The sequence below is a fragment of the Corynebacterium sp. genome (assembly GCF_022712275.1).
Lineage (GTDB): Bacteria > Actinomycetota > Actinomycetes > Mycobacteriales > Mycobacteriaceae > Corynebacterium.
Map to the genome: position 1 here is coordinate 46,514 of NZ_JALAGU010000002.1, position 18,635 is coordinate 65,148.

Here is an 18,635-nt window from a genome sequence, read left to right on the forward strand (position 1 = left end):
ACGGAACTCCCCGCAGGTGTCGCATACTGCAAGGTATGACCGGCAAGGGAGAGACCCGCAGGCGGGACGGCGTCCGCCATGTCCCGGTGACCGCGGCCGCCCGGGAGCTTGCCGGGGACGAGCACCTGGGGGAACACCAGATGTCGGTGCGGATCAACCGCAGCGGTGACCGGCAGACCTGGCGCGTCACTCTGCCGGTCGCGGTCGCCATCGGCGCGCTGCTCCTCGTCGACATCCGACAGAACCTCTTGCCCGACCTGCTGGGCTGGATCCTCGCCGGAATCACGGTCGCCATGCTGATCAACATGGTGGGGCCACTGTGGCGGGGCGGGGCCGCCATGCATCTCTTCAGCGACGGTGCGGTCGTCGAACGTTACCGCGGGTCCACGGCGTCCTTCCGCTACGCGGCGGTGACGCCCCGCTACGTCCTGTGGGAGAGGGTCGACGACCGAGGCGAGATGCAGCGCAGGAACCGGCAGTTGTGGCTGAAGATGCCGGAGAGCGGCTACGCCGTCCACCTGGACGGTACGAAAGGGAGGGACGCCGCCACCCTCGACATGCTGCTCGACAGGTTCGGCGTGACCGGGGAACCGGAGGAGCTCGGGGTACTCAAGGCACCGGGGCCGCTGCCGTTCTGAAGGATGGCACCGACCCGCTCAGCCGTGGATGAGGTCGGGCACGAAACGGAACCGGTAGTCGGTGACCGGCCCGTCGGATTCGCGGATGCCCACGCCCACGGATTCGCCGTTGACGACCCAGGCGCCCGGTACCGGGTGGTTCGGCGCACCGTCGTCGGGTCCGGGGAAGTTCGGGATCTGCGTGTACTGCTGCCACATCCCCGCACCCGGCACCTTGGTGGACAGGAACATCTTCCACACCGGTTCGATCCAGCCGGTCGGACACTGTGTCGCCGGCAGCGAGCCGAACTCCTCCCCCATCATCTCCTCCCAGGGGTAGAGCTTGAAGATGATCTGGTTCGGCCGGTCGTCCATGTCGACGAGCTCCTCGAGCCTGGCGTCCCACTCGAAGAGGAAGTTCCACTGTTCCCAGGCGCCGCCGTCCCGTTCCCGACCGTAGAGGTCTTCGTACCGGTACCACCGGCTGCCCGGCTTCCACTGCTCGTCGGTGAGGAAACGGGCGGCCTCCAGGGCCATCTTGTGCAGGTTCTCGGTCTGCACCTCCAGGGCCTCGACCCCGGTCCCGACATCGGGCCCGGAATCGGGCCCGGAATCGGACCCGGCATCGGACCCGGAATCGCGGACGCTGTGTGGGCAGGTCACTCCCTGGGACCGGATGATCTCCTCCCAGCCCTCCCGCGGGGTACAGGTGATGCGCTCCGCCGGTGTCCCCTGACCTCCCATGCTGTGGCCGTGACCGGAACTGCCGGAATCACCCGGGTTTCCGGCCCCGCCGCCGGTCGAACCGACCCCGCCTCGGGTGATGTTCCCGCCGGTTCGCGGTGCAGTCTGTGTCTTCGTCCCGGCCGGCACCGAGGTCGTCCCGGAGTCCGCCTCGACCGGTGTACCGACCGCAGGCACATTCGTGCGCCCGCCACCCGGAAGCCGCGGCAGGAAGAACCAGCCGGCGTGCATGTGGGAGTTGCCGACGGGTTCCTCGCACTCCTCGTCAGGCAGCCGTTCCTCGGTGGTCTCGTCGCGGCAGATCTTCGCGTACTCGGCGTCCTCCACTTCGTTGCTCTCCGAGGAGCAGCCGGTGAGGGTGGTGGCGAGTGCGGCGGTCACGCCGTGCGCGACGACGCCGGAGACCCGACGCCTGCCGTGACTCCGGGGGCGTCCTGATCTGCCGTGTCCGATACCGGCCAGTCTACGGAGCCGGTCTCAGGATGCGGTGGGTGCCCACCTGCTGTACGCCTCCAGGTACCCGGTCGCCCGGTCGGCGTACGGGGCCTTCGCCGCCCACTCCTTGAACTCGGGACCGTGGTCCGGGATCCAGGTGTGCACCATCTCATGGATGAGCACCGAGTCCAGCACGTACTCAGGCACGTCCTTGAGCCGCGAGGAGATCCGGATCCGTCCCGAATCCACCGAACAGCTCCCCCACCGTCGACTCATGTTCGTCACCCACTTCACGCTGGTGAACTCCGCCCGGTTCTCCAGGTACTTCTGGTTCAGCGTCCGCGCTCGGCGCATCAGCGCGTCCGATTCCCCGGTCTGGGACGCCCCGGTGTGGCGACGCTTCACTTTCTCCACCAGCTCTGTGGCACTGGAACGCAGCTCCTTCGCCGACATCGACAGCGGGGCCAGCACCACGACCTTGCCTGCCTCCATGCGCGCGGCGATGGTGCGGCGTCGCTTCGCGGACAGCCGGATCTCCACGTCCGGGGCGAATTCCGCGACGACCTCCTGCTGTGCTGCCGTAGGGTGCTGCCGGGTACTCATCACGTCCTCTACACTGGGTGCATCGACTGGGGATCAAGGGACTTCATTGAGGGGGACTCTACATGACAGATGTATCTGAGCAGCGTATCCAGCGTATTCCTCGCCTGCTGCAGCTGCGCGACGGTACCGATCTCATCATCCGGTCCGACGGACACCTGCAGTTCAGGGCGGTACCGGAGCACGCCCTGGTACTCGGCCTTCCGCCGCAGGTCGAGGTCGACCAGATCCACCAGGTGATGCGAGAACTACGCCGACCACTGCCGGATCACGCGGTGGTCCGGCTCCTCCACCACTGCGGTGTACCGGTGGTCCATGCCCGCGGCATTCTCGGCGAACTGCTTGCCGCCGGGGTGCTGTCCGCCCGCCCGGCCGGCTACGGGATGCGCGTCCATGTCCTGGGCGTGTCGCTCTACACCCGCTCGCTGCTGCGGCATCTGCGCCGGACCGGGGTCCCCTGTTCCGGGATCACACCCGGCACACCCGCCTTCGGACGCCTGTCGGGTGATGACCTGGTGGTCATCGCCGGGATGCTGTTCCCACCCGCCGACATCACTTACCGGCTCATGGAGCTGGGCGTACCCCACCTGACCTGTGGTGTGGTCGATGCGAGGGTGACGGTGGGCCCGATGGTCCTGCCCGGTGGGACGGGGTGCCTGTCCTGCCTGGACGCCACCTCACTGACCGCAGACGCCCAGTGGCGGACCGTCCGTGGCCAGGCCGCCGAGGGAATGTCTCCGTCGGTGGACCACATGATCGAGTACTCGATGTCTATGGCGGCAGACATGGTCCGTGATCTGGTGTCACTCAAGACCATCGGACCGGACGCACCGTCATGGGTGGTCCCGGACGTGCTGGCAGGGCGTCGGTACCTCGATCCGTTGACCTTCGACATCTCAGTGACCGAGGTGCCTCAGCATCCCGGATGTGCATCCTGCGCGGTGGTGCCGCTCAGCTGAAGTTCTTCACGATGTCGAGGATGTCCTCGCCGAACTGCTCCACCTTCGCCGGACCGATCCCCGGCACTTTCAGCAGATCCCGCGCCGAGATCGGCGCCTTCAGTGCCACGGCCTTCAACGTCGCATCACTCATCACCACATAGGCCGGCACGTCCCGCTCCCTGGCCAGGGTGGTGCGCCAGGACCGCAGTTCGGTGACGAGCACCTGGTCACCGTCTTCGGCGTGGGCGTCGCAGCGTCCGAGGATCCGCTGCTCGGGCGTGGTCAGCCGTGTCCCGCACACCGCACAGGCGTTCTTCGGTGCGCCCTTGACCGTGGATTCACGTGCTCCGGACACGGCGTCCGCCTTCTCCCACGGCACCAGACCGTCGAGGAACCGCGTCCTGCGCCGCGACGCCTTGCCGCCGGGCTGGCGGGCCTGTGCCCAGGACAGCTCCAACACCTCGCGGGCACGGGTCACTCCGACGTAGAGCAGTCGACGCTCCTCCTCGATGGCGTCCTCGGAGTGGGTGCCCTTCAGCGCGTGCCGGATTGGCACGGTGCCGTCGACCAGGCCGATGAGGAAGACCGCGTCCCACTCCAGGCCCTTGGCCGCGTGGATACTGGCGAGCGTCACACCCTCGACCTTCGGTGGGTTCTTTGCCTGGGCGCGCTCGCGCAGGATGCCCAACAGGTTCGTCATGTCCAGGCCCGGGGTGGCGGTGGAGAGCTCCTCCGCCAGGTCCACCAGTGCACCGAGGGACTGCCAGCGGGCCCGGTCCTGGGCACCGGTCGGCTCGGTCGGAGTCAGCCCCACCGGGACCAGCGCGGCACGGACCTGGTTGACCAGCTGTTCCGGTGTGGGGCGCGGCTGATGCTCTGCTCCGGGGTCACGACGCGAGAGTTTCCGGGCCGCGTCGGCCAACGCGTTGACGCCCTGCCGGATCTCCGGACGCTGGAAGAATCCGTCCCCGCCCTTGACCTGGTAGCTGATGCCGGCTGCGTCCAGTGCGTACTCCAGCGCCGCGGACTGGGCGTTGATCCGGTAGAGCACCGCGATCTCCGACGGGGAGACACCCGAGGCGATCAGTGCGGCGATCCGCTCAGCGACACCGGTGGCCTCGGCTGCTTCGTCGGAGTACTCGGTGAACTCCGGGGCGGGGCCTGCCGGACGCTGACCCTCCAGCTCCAGGCGGGTTCCCGCGGCACGCCCGGTCGCCCGGCTGATGACCTTGTTCGCCAGGTCCACGACCTGCGGCGTCGACCGGTAGTCACGGAACAAGCGGACCGTCGTGGCCTCCGGGTAGCGCGACGAGAAACGGAGCAGGTGCTCCGGGGTCGCGCCGTTGAAGGAGTAGATCGTCTGGTTCGCGTCACCGACAACGGTGAGATCGTCACGGTCCCCGAGCCAGGCGTCCAGCAGCCGCTGCTGCAGCGGGGTGACATCCTGGTACTCGTCGACGACGAAGGTGCGGTAGCGCGACCGGAACTCGTCGGCGACACCCGGGTCCGCCTCGATCGCACCGGCCATGGACTGCAGCAGGTCATCGAAATCGAGGTAGACGCCCTCGCCGGTCACCTTCGAATTCTCGTAACCCTCGAAGATGCGGACGAATTGTTCCGGTGCCACCGGGCAGTCCCGGCGGTCGGGGCCGATATGCGCCGGGTAGTCCTCCGGGGCGATGAGCGAGGACTTCGCCCACTCGATCTCCCCGAGCAGGTCGGACAGGGTCGTCTTGTCGGTCGCCACACCGTTGGCCCGGCAGGCCCGGGCGACGAAGGGGAACTTCGAGTCCAGCAGCTGCCAGGGAGTGTCCCCGACGAACCGGGGCCAGAAGTAGTGCAGCTGGCCACGGGCGGCGGCGTGGAAGGTCTTGGCCTGCACCCGGGCGACACCCATCATCGTCAGCCGCTCGCGCAGTTCCGCGGCGGCACGGGTGGTGAAGGTGACCGCCAGGACATGGTCCGGGTTCACGAAACCACCGGCGACCAGGTGCGCGATCCGGTGGGTGATGGTGCGGGTCTTACCGGTGCCGGCACCGGCGATGATCGCCACCGGACCACGCGGTGCCGTCGCCGCACGCAGCTGTTCCGGGTCCAGGGCGTCCAGGTTGAGCTGTCCGAGCCGGGAGTGGGCGCCGTTCACTCCACTCACTTCCGTTCAGGTTCGGCGTCGTCGGTGATCCGCCGGATGTAGAGGATCCGGTCGCCGGGTTCCACGGTCTCCGCCTCCACCGAGTCGATGCGGTAGAGCTCACCGGAACGCACCACGCCCAGCACGATGTCCTCGAGGTTGCGCGGGCTGCCGCCGACCTCGTCCTCGGCGACGAGACGCTCGGCGATAGAGAAGCCCTCGTCGGGGCTGAGCAGGTCCTCCATCATGCCGGTGACCGACGGGCTGACGGTCGCCAGACCGAGCATCCGGCCGGCGGTCTCCGAGGAGATCACCACCGAATCCGCGCCGGACTGCCGCACCAGGTGGGAGTTCTCCGACTCGCGCACACTGGCCACGATCGTCGCCGAGGGGGCGATCTCCCGGACCGACAGGGTGATCAGCACGGCCGTGTCATCGAGGTTCGGGGCGACGACGACCGCCCGGGCACGGGTCACGCCGGCGAGTTTGAGCACGTCGGACTTCGTCGCCGTGCCCTGCACGGTCACCAGACCGCGGGAGGACGCATGGGCCAGTGCCTCCGGATCCGAGTCAACCACCACGATGCGGTCGGCGGGGACGCCGTCGGCGAGCAGCGCGGTGGTCGCCGCGCGGCCCTTCGTGCCGTAGCCGATGACGACGGTGTGGTTACGCATTCTTCTCCTCCAGCGGCGGATCTTCAGTGCCTTCCGTGACTCCTCGGTGAGCACGGAGAGCGTCGTGCCGACGAGGAGGACCAGGAAGATGACGCGCATCGGGGTGATGAGCAGCACGTTGAGCAGGCGGGCCTCCTGCGTCACCGGGGTGATGTCCCCGTAGCCCGTGGTCGACAGCGACACCGCCGAGTAGTACACGGCGTCCAGGAACGTGTGGACGCCCTTGTATCCGTCCCGGTCGAGGTAGACCACGGTCGATGACAGGATGATGAGGATCAGGGCGTATGCCATCCGACGCGCGATCAACCACCAGGGGCTGGCCTGTGCCGGCTCCGGGATGCTGATGACTTTTATCAGAGCATGCGGCGGGAGGGCGTCGATGTCCTTGTCCGCGCCGAGACGGTCACGCAACCTGTCACGCATCCTCTAGCCCTCCGTCCGGTCCGGCCAGCCATCCGGCCAGGTCTTCTGCAGACGGCAGTGTACCCGGTTCCCAGGTCTCGTTCGAGACCACGTAGTGGAAGGCGGCACGCACGTTCGCCGGGTCGACCGGTCGTCCGTGCCGGGCACTGAGCAGTTCCGCCCAGGCGAGCCGGTAGACGGCCAGTTGCAGGGACGCGTCGGCCAGGTCCCGACCGGTCGGCCTGCGCCCCGTCTTCCAGTCCACGACCGTCCAGCCGGTCAGCGGATCGTCGCCGTCATGGAAGACGGCGTCGATGCGCCCCTCGAAAAGGTGCCCGGCCAGGGTCACCGAGTAGGAGCCCTCCACGCTCACCGGGGTACGGTCCGCCCACTCACTGTCGAGGAACCTCTGCTTCAGGGTGGCGAGGACCGGGTCGGCGAGGGTGGCGTCCGCCGCACCCGGCAACTCGTCCTCGTCGAACAGGCCGACCGCACCGTAGTGCTGTTCGACCCAGTTGTGGAATGCCGTGCCGCGTTTGGTGTACGGCCGTGGTTCCAGCGGCACCGGGCGGCGCCGCCGACGGGCGAACTCCTCCGGGTCACGGGACAGGGCCACCGCCTCGGTCGCCGTCAGCCGGGAGCCCAGCGGAACAACGACCTCGGGCACGGTCTGCTCCCGGTGTTCGCGGGCCAGAAGTGCGGTCTCACGCGCCCACTCGTCGGCCAGGGTCCCGGCGTCCGGGGCCTTGTCTTCCTGGTCCGGGTCTGCCGCGTCACGCGCCGCCATCGCGGCGCGCACCAGGTCCGCCCCGTCGGCCACGCCGGGCAATCGCTCGGTGATGGTGGGACGCGGCCACTGTGCCGGTGGCGTCTCGGGTAGTTCACGGATGTAGGCCTCGACCAGGTCATTGCGGGCCGCCGGGTTCTCCGGCACCATCACCGCGTCCTCCCGGTGCTGCAGTGCGCCGTCCTCACGGGCCTTCACCAGCCGTTTCAGTTCATCCTTCGAGTAGACCATGCCGAGGTCCGACCAGGTCGCCACGCATTCCGGGGCGGACGTGGCGAGCCGGTCACGGATGAGGGTGAGCGCGACAGACGGGTCCACCGGCTTCTTGTCGTCCTTGTTGAACGCCGCGCCGGATACCAGCAGGGTCTCCTCGGCGCGGGTCACGGCGACATAGAACAGCCGGTCGTCCTCCTTGGCGGCGTGGACACCGAGGGCGACCTTGAAGGCGTCCTCCGCCTCGACGACGCCCTTGCGGTCGACGACGTCGGAGAGGTCGAGCACCGGCATGCCGGTGATGTCGGCCGGGTCCTCGGTGGCGTCGCCGCGCAGACCGGAGGGCAGGATACGGGCGTTGGTGGTCCAGGACCCGACGGTCGGGCGTTTCACGGCGTCCGCGTAGGTCTTGCGTGTCGCGTGCGGTACCGCGACGATCTCCCACTCCAGGCCTTTGGCCTTGTGCACGGTGAGCAGTTGGACACAGTCGCTGCGCTTCTCCACCTCACCGGCGTCGAGCCCCTTCTCGCGGGCCTCGGCGGCGCGCAGGTAGTCCACCAGCGCCCCTGGGGACGCGCCGGAGAGGTCGGCGAAGGACCGGACGACCTCGGCGAAGCGGTCGAGGTGGCTGGCACCGATGGAACGACGCCGGTCGCGGTGGTAGCGGGTGAGAACCTCGGTGCGCACCCCGAGCATCTGCTCGATGTCGGCGACGAGGTCGTTGAGCGGTTTGCCGAGCGACTGCAGGCGCAGGAAGCGGAGTTCCCGGCCCAGGTCGCTGAGACGTTGCTGGCCTTCCCCGGACATGCCGAACTCCTCCATGCCACGCAGATCGGCCAGCGCCTCCGCCAGGCCGACGGGGACGCGGGAGGAGTCGCGGTCGATGTCGGCGAGGCGCTCACGGACCGTGGCCATCGCCGGGGAGTCACCAGGATGCGGGGTCACCAGGGCGGTGAGACCGGTGGGTTCGTCGGCGTCATCGTCGTCGGCGGCTTCACCGTCAGTGCCCTCGGCTCCACCGTCGACCCGGCGGTCCCGCAGCGACAGCTGGTCGACCCGTCGCGCCAGAGCCTGCAGGTCAGCGGCACCGATGTTCCACCGCACGCCGGTTAGCAGGCGGAGCAGGGCGATGTCGTCGGAGGGGTCCACGAGGACGCGCAGCGTAGCGTACACGTCGGCGACCTCGGGTACCTCGAGCAGGCCGGGTCCGTCGGACATCTCCACCGGTACCTCCCGCTCGACGAGGAGGTCGTGGATCGGTGTCGCCTCGGCATTCTTGCGCAGCAGTACCGCCGCAGAGAACGGTCGGGAGGTGTCGCGTCCGTGGTATCGGGCGGCGAGTTCGTCGGCCAGCCAGACGAGTTCCTCCTCGCGGGTGTCGAACCACGCGGCCTTCACGTCACCGCTACCGGCACCGGGCCGGGAGACCAGCGGGGACACCGCGGCCGGTGACCCGGTGCCGGAGGCATCCAGTGACCACCGGGACACGGTGTTCGCCAGATCGAGGACGCGTGCCGGGTTGCGCCAGGAGGTGGTCAGTTCCCGCCTGCGGGCCGGGGTGGCATCCTGACCGGTCCCGGTCGGGAAATCGGTGCGGAAGTGGGTGAGGTTCGCCGCCGTCGCGCCTCGGAAACCGTAGATGGACTGCATGGGGTCGCCGACGGCGGTCACGGTGAGATCCGGGTCGACCCCACCGCCGAACAGTCCTCGCAGCAGGACGCGCTGGGCATGCCCGGTGTCCTGGTACTCGTCGAGCATGACGACGCGGAACCGGCGACGTTGTGCAGCCCCGATCACGGGGTGCGCGTCGACGAGCTGAGCCGCCTTCGACATCTGCGCGCCGAAGGTCATGAGGTTCCGCTCGGCGAGCCGTGCCCGGTAGTCCGTGACCACGTCGAGGAGTTCCTGCCGGTACACCAGGGCGTCCCCGATCTTCCGCAGGGTGGTGTCCACCCCTTTGAGCGCCTTGCCGTCGCGGTCGGGCAGGCCGTCGATCTCCGCGGCGGTCGCCCGGCACTCCTCCGCCACATCGGTGACGGTGGCGAGGTGGTTGTCCATGCCGTCGTTGAGTTCCAGCATGTCGTCGATGATGGTGGGCACCGAACGGTGGGTGGTGAACCCGGTGGGGCGTTCCAGCACCACGTCGCGGGCGATCATCCAGCGCTCGGTGTCGGTGATGACGCGGCCGGTGGGTTCGGTGGGCAGCAGCAGGCCGTACTCGCGGACGATATCGCCGGCGAAGGAGTCGTAGGTGGAGACGGTCGGGGTGATCGCCGGCATGGACTCCACCAGCCCGGAGGACGCCAGGGACTGCAGCCGGGCACGGATGCGCTCCCCGAGTTCGCGGGCCGCTTTCCGGGTGAAGGTGAGGCCGAGGACCTGTTCGGGCAGCACCAGACCGTTGGCGACGAGCCAGACGACACGGGCGGCCATCGTCTCGGTCTTTCCGGCTCCTGCTCCGGCGACGACCAGCATGGGTCCGGCGGGCGCACCGATGACGGCGGCCTGCTGGTCGGTGGGTGGGAAAGCCTGGCGCAGCCACTGCTGCGACAGTTCGACGGGGTCGACAGTATCGACGGGGGGTCTCGTGTCAGCCATCTAGATCACCTGCTCCCCGGCGCGGCAGGCGGGGCACAGGCACGCGTACTCTGTGCCGCCGCAGGCTTCGGTGGCACTGAATCCCGGACCTGCGACACGTGCCGCGGTGGCCAGGGCGAGGGCGCGGAACTCCGCCAGGTCCTCCTCGCTGAGCTGGCCCTGCTGCAGGACCTTGACCTTCGCGTTCTCCACCCGCGGGTAGACGAGCATCGCCCCGTCGGCGCGGCGGCCCTCCTCGAGGGAGACCAGGAGCTGGTAGGCCGACAGCTGCGGGCTCTCGGCTGCCTCCTTGACGGTCTTCGCGTTCTTCCCGGTCTTGAAGTCGATGACGGTGGACGCGCCGTCTGCGGTGGTCTCCAGCCGGTCGGTGCGGCCGGCGAGGATGACCGGCAGGCCGGTGTCGGTGTGTCCGATCATGTGCTCCAGTTTCTTCTCGACCTCGACAGTGCGGCCGCTCCCGGAACGCTGGATCAGCCAGCCGTGGAGCCGGTCGACGGCCTCGAGACAGCTCTCGGTCAGCGGTCGCGCGGTCCACGCGGGACCGTCGACGAGCCAGGGCACGACCTCGCGGACGATGTCGGCGGCGTCCTCCGGGGTGAGCCCGGCGGCGAAGCCCTCGGCGAGGGCGTGGATGAGCGTTCCGACCTTCATCGGTTCGGTGGTCGGGGTGCTGCGCAGGGTGTCGAGGAATGACGCCAGGTCGCAGGCCGGACCGGTGGCTCGCCCGAGGTTCTCCAGGGTGGTGGGGCTGATCCGCAGAGTCGGTTCACTGTCTCCGCGGCGGTGGGCGACGGCGGGGCCCGTGGAGGAGGGTCCGGCGGTCCCCCACCAGTCGGCGGGGTCGGCACCGTAGACGCCGGCCTCGGCGAGGGTCGCGAGATTCTCGGCGGCGGCGCGGCGCTCATGGCCTGGCCGGTCGGGATCGCAGACGGCGTCGCGCAGTTCGGCGACGAGGGGCTCCATCGCCAGGACCCGCGGCAGGGAGTCTGCCACGGTGTCGACGGGGTGGGGGCGGGGTTCGCTCTCCGGGTCGTCTCCCGCGGCAGCATCTCCGGCACCTCCACTGCCGTCGTCACCGGTGATGTCGTCGAGGAACCGCGACGGGACCGAGGCGTCGTCGCCGGTGGACTCCACGGCCGTGACCAGGGTGTACCTGCTGGCCCGGGACACGGCGAGAAGGAACAGTCGCCGCTCCTCGGCCAGTGCACTGCTGGCCCGGGAGACGATGGTGGACGGTTCAATACCCCGGTCCAGCAGGTCGACCAGTTCCTGCTGGCCGAACAATCCGCCGACGGTCGGGCCGGCCGGCCAGCTGTCCTCCTGCACCCCGGAGACGATGACGACCTCCCATTCCCTCCCGGCGGCGGCGTGGGCGGGCAGGATCTCCACGGCATCGGGGCGTACCCCACGGCGGTCACGGGCACCGGTGGGCAGTTCCTGGGCACGGACACCGTCGAGGAAGGTCTCGAGCGTGATCGCTGGGGTCCGTTCGACCAGGTCACCGGCCAGGTCGAAGAGGCTCATGACCGCGTCGAGGTCGCGGTCGGCCTGGGAGCCGAGGGTGCCGCCGCGCAGCGCCCGGGTCTGCAGCCGGGTCGACAGACCGGTCGCCTGCCACACCGCCCACAGCACGGCCTCGACCGAACCACCGTCCTCCGCCGCGTCCTGTCCGGCGCCGATGACGGCGCGGACCTGGTCGAGCAGACCGAGTTCGCGAGGGCCGAAGCGCCGACGCCACGCCTCGGCCGCCTGCTCGTCGGCACGGCCGGTGACCATGAGACCGACCGCCTCCATGGCGCGCAGTCCCGTCCCGACCAGGACCGGAGCGAGGGAGCGTTCCATCCGGCGCAGCATCACCGGATCCGCCCCACCGACCGGACTCTCGACGAGCTGCTGCAGTTCAACGACAGTCAGTGGTCGCACGAGGGCGTCGAGGGCAAGCAGCAGGGAGGAGACGAGGGGTTGCTCGGCCAGCACCACGCTCGTCGGGTCGACCTTCACCGGCACACCGTGACTGAGCAGGGTGCGGCGTAGCGGGTGGATTTCCCCGGCGGTACGCACGACCACGGCGATCCGGTCCCAGTCGACGCCGTCGGTGACATGGGCGCGACGCACCGCATCGGCGACACTGAGCCGTTCGGAGGTGACCGACGGTGCACGGCGGACCACGAGGTCAGCGGCGGGATCAGGCACTGACGCAGCGGCGGTACGCACCGGCACCCGCATCCGTGACGGCGGCAGCAGCCGCCCCAGCCGGTTCACCGCGGTGACCGCCGCGGTGCCCAGCCGGTACGACCGGGAGAGGACGACCCGGTGGTCGGCGTCCTCCGCCAGGCCGGTGAGGTAGTCCTCGTCGGCGCCACGGAAATGGAAGACGCACTGGTCGGCGTCCCCGGCGACGAGGACGCGGGCCCCGGGCGTGGTGAGCATCTCCAGGAAACGGGCGGACGCCGGGTCGAGGTTATGTGCGTCATCGACGAGCAGCAGTTTCACCGTGTCCCGCTGCCGGTCGAGGATCCGGCGACCTTCCGGTGTGTTCTCGAGTTCATCGAGGACACGGTGCAGCAGCTCGGAGACGTTGAGTGCATGGGAGCCGGAGAGTTTCACGACCCGGCGGCTCTCGCGCAGGAAGTCCCCGGCACCGACCCACATGTCGAAGTCGTGTTCCCGTCCGAGGTCGGCGAGGGCGTCGGGTCCTACCCCCCGCTCCTCGGCACGCAGCAGCAGGTCACGGAGCTGCCGGGCGAAACCGACGAGTGGCAGGGCCGGGCGGATGCGCTCGGGCCAGGACCCGGTGCCGTCCTCGGCGTTTCCCTGCAGCAGCGACCGGATGAGCAGGTCGTGGTCGGCACCGGTCATCAGCCGGGGCAGGGGTTCCTCCCGCAGTTGTGCGACGGCGCGCAGCAGAGCGAAGGCCCATGAGTGCACGGAACGCACAGGGGTACCGGTGGCGGCGTACCCGGAGGCACCGGCACCGCCGGGAAGACTGCAGAGCAGGTCGGTGAGCCGGCCACGCAGGTCCGCGGCCGCTTCCTTGGAGGGGGTGACGACCATGACGCCGGCCGGGTCTCCCCCGTTGCCCAGATAGGTCACCAGGGCATCGAGCAGCAGCGAGGTCTTGCCGGTACCCGGGCCGCCGAGCACGGCGTAGGGCAGGTCCCGGGGCGCGCGGTCGTCGTCCGCGACCAGAGCACCGGCCAGACCGCTCCACTGCCGCGAGTGCGTGGCGGAGGGTTCGGCTCCGACACCGGTGTCGAGGCGCACCCGGACGCTGTCCGCCGAGCCGATCCGTCGGCGCAGCCGGGCATCGGCGCGGGCGTTCTCACGGGCCCGCGCGGTACGCTCCTGTGCCGCCCGGTCCGCTGCGTCGTCCACCGCGTCCTGCGCAGCGCCGGGGTCAGTCCTGTCCGGCCTGCCTGTCCTGTCCACCACGGGTGTTCTCCGTCCCCTACTCGCCTGTCGCGTCGTCCGAGAGATCGTCACCGATCATGTCATCCCGGCCGGTCCGGCCGGTGATCCGCACCCCTACAATATCGCTCACCCGTTCGAGTCCAGGCCAGGCCTCCAACTGACTGTCCGGCAGCACCGCATGGACGAACATCCGGTAGATCACCGCTCTGAGCAGCAACTGGTTGAAGTCCGGAAGATGGGACCACCGGTCGATGAGGTCATCCTCCGCGCTCGCCCACGCCACGGCGTCCACCACGAGCAACGCCACCGACCACACCGCCGGACGCCACGCCGGCACCAGGTCGACGACCGCCGGATCGGAGAGCCCGTCGAAAACGGTGCACCCCAGCATGTCACCGTGGACCAGCTGGTCAGGGGCGGTGACCTCGTCGCGCAACGGCAGCAGCTTCGCCGCCTTCGCCATCGCCGCGGCCACGTCCTCACGCGGCACGGCCCCGGGATCCATCACCGGGGCCAGCAGGTCGGTCGGATCATCCGCCCAGGCCGCAGCCTCGGCAGCAGCGAAGAGGTCGACGTCCCCGACGCTGTCCCGGGAGGACGCCGGGGCCCGACCGGAACCTCCCCCGGTCAGGAAGGACGGACGCCGCTCCCCGGCCAGTGCCCTGTTCAGGCTCAGTGCGGCGGCGGCCACCTCGTCGAACCGGGGTGCCCGGTGCCCGGACACGAACGCCCGGGCCGTCCAACCGCCGACCGAGTAGCGTCCGTCGGTGGACCGCAGCGGCCGGGGCACAGTCACACCCGAAGGGCGGATCCGGTCCATGACCTGAGCGGTCCAGGTGCCGCGTGCCGGATCGGAGACCGGGACGAGCACGACATGGTCACACCGCCACCCGTCGCCCCAGGCGTCCCCCAGCAGGGCCGGGGTGGCGTAGCCGATCTGGAAGGCGCCACGGACGCCCTCCGTCGGGGCGGTGTTGCGGGTCGAATCAGACATGGGTACCACTCTAACTACTCAGTCCCCCTCGGGATGTGGCCAGGCGTTCGCCCGGCACACCGCATTCCCGGCGTCCTTGTCGTCACCCATGTACTCCGCACCGGCGTCGAGCTCGATGAGGTCCTTGTTCGCGAGACTGAGGGTCTGCTGCATCATGACCGGCGCGAGCGTCCCGTCCTCCGGGCACGGCTGGTGGGCGGAATGGCCGATCCCGTGCCCGATCTCGTGGTTGAGCACGTACTGACGGTAGGAACCGAGATCACCGGCGAAGGGCAGGGCACCGCGGACCCAGCGGGCCAGGTTGATGATGACGCGGCCGTCGCCGGCGGCGCCACTGCTGCTGCCGCTGTTGTCCCCGCCACTGACGAAACAGCTGGTCTCCAGCTCGATCTCGCCACCGCACAGCTTCCTGGTCGTCTCCGGACTGGTCAGCCGGATCCGGAGGTCCGGGGTGTCGGAACTGGTGACGCTGATATGCCGGAAGGCGATCCCGTCATCACCACCGCCCTTGTTCCCGATCCAGGACCGTGGGTCGGCCAGGGTGGCGTCCACCATCGAGGCGAAGCTGTCCCCGCCGCCGAAGGACGCCGTGTCGATCCCCTGCTCGGTCTCGACGACATAGGTTACCGTCCGGGTGCCTGCGGCGTCCGGGTCGCCGGCGACCGCGCCGGCGGTACCGACACCACGCCAGGTACCACGCCCCGTGGTGGTCACCTCTCCCCCGGGCGGCAGCTCACCGACCTCGTCGGAGGTCGGCACACCGGGCACGGGGCCGGGTGTGGCCTCCCGGGAGCCGGTGACCGAGGCCGTCGCCGCGGCGTCATTGTCCGGGGACGCCGACACGTCCCCGGAATCGCCGGAGCCCCCGGCCACAGCGCGGACCAGCACCACAAGGGTCACGAGGATCACCACGAGGACGCCCACGGCGGCCCAGCGGCGACGGCGGTAGACCGCGGGTACGGGCTGTCGACCGTAGCTTCCCGCCCCACCACGGACCAGGCGGTCCCGGTAATGGTCGGGGACGTCGTCGAACGGGTCCGGGAATCTGTGGGTCACGGTCTAAGAGACTGTCACACCCGGTTCCCCGGAGGGGAGCCGGGTGTGGGCGGCCGGATCAGCTGCAGATCAGATGAAGCCGACGGTGCGTGCGGCGGACGCGCCGACCTCGATGAAGGCGACCTGGTCGCGGACCAGGAGGGTCACGGCCCCCTTGGCGTCCTCCAGCTTGAGGGTGCCGGTGTCCGCGGCGAGGAACTCCTCGACACGGGCGAGCAGCGCGTCCCGGTCCTCCTTGGAGTTGATGACGATGTCACGGGGAGAGGCGACGAAACCGACCTTGATATCCATGTGGGAAGTCCACACACCTTTCAGACGAAAATACTGCTCAGTGGTTGGGTAACCGTTGAGCACTGTAACCTTGACCATCATAGCGACTTGAAGACGACATCAACGGACTCACAGATGAGGATGGTGGCAGTGGAGAGCAGCCGACCGACGTTCCGGAGCCTCGGCGTCGCCGCCGAAATCGTGGATGCCCTGACCGACCAGGGGATCGACCGGGCGTTCGCGATCCAGGAACGCACCCTCCCACTGGCGTTGACCGGCAAGGACCTCATCGGACAGGCCCGTACCGGCATGGGCAAGACCCTCGGTTTCGGCGTCCCGATGCTCGACCGGCTCTTCGACGACGCCGACGTCACCGAACTCGACGGGACCGTGCGCGGCCTCGTCGTCGTCCCGACCCGCGAGCTGTGCCTCCAGGTCGCCGAGGACCTCACTGGAGCGTCCACCCGGCTGACCGCACCCGATGACTCGGCCGCCGGGGGCAGCCGCCCGTTCCGCGTCACCGCGATCTACGGCGGCGTGCCTTTCGAGAAGCAGACCGCCGCGCTGGATGCCGGCACCGACGTCGTCGTGGGGACGCCCGGCCGCCTGCTCGACCTGTCACGGCAGAATCTCCTGGACCTGGCCCACGTCGAGGTCCTCGTCCTCGACGAGGCCGACGAGATGCTCGACCAGGGCTTCCTCGACGACGTCAAGGCGATCATGGCCCAGACCTCCCCGAACCGGCAGACCATGCTCTTCTCCGCGACGATGCCGGGGCCGATCGTCGCCCTGACCCGTAGTTTCATGCACCGGCCCGTGCGCGTGCGGGCAGACAACTCCTCCTCCCGGGCCACCCACGCCACCACCACGCAGATCGTCTTCCAGTCCCACCGCCTCGACCGGGTCAGTGTCCTCGCCCGGATCCTCCAGACCCCCGGCCGTGGCCGCACGATCGTCTTCGCCCGCACCAAGCGCTCCGCCGCCATGGTCGCCGAGGACCTGGCCGGGCTCGGTTTCCGGGTCGGCGCGGTGCACGGTGACATGCGGCAGAATGACCGTGAGAGGTCGCTGGACGCCTTCCGCGACGGCTCCGTGGACATCATGGTCGCCACCGACGTCGCCGCCCGTGGCATCGACGTCGAGGACGTCACCCACGTCATCAACTACCAGGTGCCGGAGGACGAGAAAACCTACGTCCACCGCATCGGACGTACCGGTCGGGCCGGGCACTCCGGCGTCGCGGTCACCCTCGTCGACTGGGACGACCTGACCCGGTGGCAGGCCATCGACGACACCCTCAACCTCGGTCACCCCGCCCCACCGCGCTGGTTCTCGACCTCCCCGGAGTTCCTCGCCGAGTTCGACCTGCCCGAGGACATCACCGACCGGGTCGGACGCGCCGTGCGGGTCCAGGGCTCCGCCGCCGCCACCGCCCCGGCCCGCAGGGACCGCGACAACCGTGGTGGCCGGAGGGACCGGAAGGCTGCCCGCCGTTGACCCGACGGACCACCTCTCCCCGGCCGGAACGCCGTACCCGCACCGACCTGGCGGTCACCGCCGGACTCACCGTCGCAGCCCTGGCCTTCGTCGGCGGCGGCTGGCTGTTCTCCGACACCCGCGGCACCAACCACACCACCGCCGCACCGGGGGACGCCATCGCCCCCTCGACCGCCGATGACGTCCCGGTGCCGGATGCCCTGCGTGAGGCGTGGCGCACCACCACCGACCCGGACACCGCCCCCGAACCCCTGACCATGGACGGTGCCGTGGTCCGGACCGACGGGTCCACGGTCTCCGTGCTCGACGCGTCCGACGGCCACGAAGTGTGGTCCTACTCCCGTGACCGCGACCTGTGCGGTGTCACCGGCGGCTGGACCCGCCTGGTCACCGTCTACCGCGGGCCGAAAGGCTGCGGGGAGGCCACCAGCTTCAACATCGCCACCGGACAGTACGTCGACACCCGCTCCGCCCTCGCCTCCGACGACGTGAGCACCTTCCGTTCCCTCGACCACGTCGGGATCCTCGGTGAGGACCGGGTGGAACTGTGGCGCTCCGACCTGGTCCGCACCGTCGAGGTGGGCCACCAGGAAGTCACGGTCAACGCCGGGGCCCAGCCGACCGACGGTTGCCGGTTCAGCTCGGCGCTGACCCGCAAGAAGGTCCTGGCCGTGACCATGGAGTGTCCCGGGGACACCGACGGCGACCGCACCGTCAGCCTGCTCAACGCCGACCCGGATGATTCCGGTTCCCCGGAGGTCACCCACGACTTCACGGTGCCGGAAGGCTCCGAGCTCGTCGCCGTCGGCCAGGAGGCCGCACTGATCTACGTGCCCGGCAACGGCATCCGGGCAAAGGACCCCGAGGACGAGGAGGGATCCCGCTTCCAGGTGCTGCGTACCGACGGGAGTTTCGACCAGTATCCTGCGGACCCGGCCGACCCGGCGTTCGCCACCGCCGCGCAGACCGCCGACCTCCCCCACCACATGACCTGGTTCGACGGTCAGCGACTCGTCGCCTTCGGTCCGACGGACCTGGACCCGAGGTTCTCGGTGCCCGCCCTGGGCACCGGAGCAGCGATGGGGGAACGCCTCCTGCTGCCGGTCACCGGCGGAATCGCCGTCGTCGACTGGGCCGACGGGAAGACGGAGAAGGTCATCCCTGTCGACCGTGGTGACTGGACCGGGCCGGTGACCCTGCGGGTGCAGGGCAGCACCGTCATTGAACAGCGTGGTGACACGATCGTGGGACTGACGGCGTCCTGA

Annotated in this window: 13 protein-coding genes; 4 read left to right on the forward strand and 9 right to left on the reverse strand. The window is 69.6% G+C overall.

The genetic code is table 11. The features are described 5' to 3' along the window. The first annotated feature begins 35 nt into the window (after positions 1–35). Positions 36–638: a hypothetical protein gene (locus Q0A27_RS00295; protein WP_291473098.1), complete on the forward strand. Its 603-nt coding sequence runs from the start codon at positions 36–38 to the stop codon at positions 636–638. Between the two features lie 18 nt (positions 639–656). Here the strand turns inward: Q0A27_RS00295 and Q0A27_RS00300 are convergent, their stop codons facing one another. Both Q0A27_RS00300 and Q0A27_RS00305 read right to left on the reverse strand, forming a co-directional pair. Continuing rightward, positions 657–1,742 carry a glutathionylspermidine synthase family protein gene (locus Q0A27_RS00300; protein WP_291473099.1) on the reverse strand — a complete coding sequence of 362 codons (1,086 nt, stop codon included), beginning with the start codon at positions 1,740–1,742 and terminating at the stop codon, positions 657–659. Positions 1,743–1,838: 96 nt separating this feature from the next. Continuing rightward, entirely contained in the window at positions 1,839–2,399 is a 561-nt protein-coding gene (locus tag Q0A27_RS00305; RefSeq protein ID WP_291473100.1) for a SprT-like domain-containing protein, read from the reverse strand. A 62-nt stretch (positions 2,400–2,461) separates the two neighbouring features. Here Q0A27_RS00305 and Q0A27_RS00310 point away from each other — a divergent pair, with 62 nt between their 5' ends. Next, complete coding sequence (locus Q0A27_RS00310; RefSeq protein ID WP_291473101.1) at positions 2,462–3,355, forward strand: hypothetical protein; 894 nt, start codon at positions 2,462–2,464, stop codon at positions 3,353–3,355. Here Q0A27_RS00310 and Q0A27_RS00315 read toward each other — a convergent pair. From Q0A27_RS00315 to Q0A27_RS00345, 7 genes are all read right to left on the reverse strand, one after another. Beyond that, positions 3,348–5,480, reverse strand: coding sequence for an ATP-dependent DNA helicase UvrD2 (locus Q0A27_RS00315; protein ID WP_291473124.1), 2,133 nt, complete (start codon positions 5,478–5,480; stop codon positions 3,348–3,350). The two genes, Q0A27_RS00310 and Q0A27_RS00315, sit on opposite strands and share 8 nt — an antisense overlap. Before the next feature lie 5 nt (positions 5,481–5,485). Then, positions 5,486–6,565, reverse strand: a complete 1,080-nt coding sequence (locus Q0A27_RS00320; RefSeq protein WP_291473102.1) for a TrkA family potassium uptake protein — start codon at positions 6,563–6,565, stop codon at positions 5,486–5,488. Further along, positions 6,558–10,142 (reverse strand): UvrD-helicase domain-containing protein, encoded by a 3,585-nt coding sequence (locus Q0A27_RS00325; RefSeq protein WP_291473103.1) that lies wholly within the window; start codon positions 10,140–10,142, stop codon positions 6,558–6,560. Before Q0A27_RS00325 ends, Q0A27_RS00320 begins: the two co-directional genes overlap by 8 nt. Next, complete coding sequence (locus Q0A27_RS00330) at positions 10,143–13,517, reverse strand: ATP-dependent DNA helicase (RefSeq protein WP_291473104.1); 3,375 nt, start codon at positions 13,515–13,517, stop codon at positions 10,143–10,145. A gap of 73 nt (positions 13,518–13,590) precedes the next feature. Then, the gene (locus tag Q0A27_RS00335; RefSeq protein WP_291473105.1) at positions 13,591–14,547 is read right to left on the reverse strand and encodes a TIGR02569 family protein; all 957 of its coding nucleotides are present in this window, start codon (positions 14,545–14,547) and stop codon (positions 13,591–13,593) included. An 18-nt stretch (positions 14,548–14,565) separates the two neighbouring features. Next, on the reverse strand, positions 14,566–15,603 hold the full coding sequence (locus Q0A27_RS00340; RefSeq protein ID WP_291473106.1) for a DUF3152 domain-containing protein: 1,038 nt from the start codon (positions 15,601–15,603) through the stop codon (positions 14,566–14,568). A 69-nt stretch (positions 15,604–15,672) separates the two neighbouring features. After that, positions 15,673–15,894: a DUF3107 domain-containing protein gene (locus tag Q0A27_RS00345; RefSeq protein ID WP_291473107.1), complete on the reverse strand. Its 222-nt coding sequence runs from the start codon at positions 15,892–15,894 to the stop codon at positions 15,673–15,675. 120 nt (positions 15,895–16,014) lie between these two features. Between Q0A27_RS00345 and Q0A27_RS00350 the strand changes: the two genes are divergently transcribed. Next, the gene (locus tag Q0A27_RS00350) at positions 16,015–17,370 is read left to right on the forward strand and encodes a DEAD/DEAH box helicase (RefSeq protein WP_291473125.1); all 1,356 of its coding nucleotides are present in this window, start codon (positions 16,015–16,017) and stop codon (positions 17,368–17,370) included. After that, a complete protein-coding gene (locus tag Q0A27_RS00355) occupies positions 17,367–18,635 on the forward strand; it encodes a hypothetical protein (protein WP_291473108.1) in 1,269 nt (422 codons plus the stop codon). The genes Q0A27_RS00350 and Q0A27_RS00355 overlap by 4 nt, the downstream gene beginning before the upstream one ends.